We start from the raw sequence: 555 nt of genomic DNA on the forward strand, positions 1-555 counted from the left end.
TTCTCCATCTTTACACCCCCAGTCACTATCGTTTAGTATATTAATTTTAACCGATTTACCACTGTAGTCAAGTTTACATCTCTCTAATTAAGATTGATGAAATACATCCCTTAATGAATATCTAATCATTAATCAGCATTTTAAAAACTAGTGTATAATACATATCATAAAGGAGTGAATCGAATGATTAAAGTAATTAACTACGCATTAGGTTCAAAATCATATTTTAATGATGAAATTGAAGCCAATCCTAATCGTCGTTTTGTTATGGCTGAAAACTTAACTACCGAAGATAATTATATTCTATTGGATCTTTCTGATCAGCCCAACATTTTTGGGTCATCAATTCAATTGGAAACAACCTACAACGTCGGTGATGACTCTTTTGATGGCTACTTCTTCCTACAGGCGTTCGATTTAAATAAAGAAAAACGTGAAATGCTGAAAAAAGTCGCTCCAAAGGTTCTCGATGAAAGCATTAAACAATTCACTGGTAAGATGAATGGTGGTTACTTTGCGATCCGTAAAGATCATCCTCAAACCTTAGTAATGCTT

The 555-nt window shown here is 33.2% G+C and carries 1 protein-coding gene; it reads left to right on the forward strand.

The genetic code is table 11. The features are described from left to right. Positions 1–183: 183 nt before the first annotated feature. The coding region (locus ACFILW_RS11055; protein ID WP_375685861.1) for a hypothetical protein at positions 184–555 on the forward strand (372 nt) is incomplete at its 3' end.

The organism is Bartonella sp. TT110JLCBS (assembly GCF_042193405.1).
GTDB lineage: Bacteria > Pseudomonadota > Alphaproteobacteria > Rhizobiales > Rhizobiaceae > Bartonella.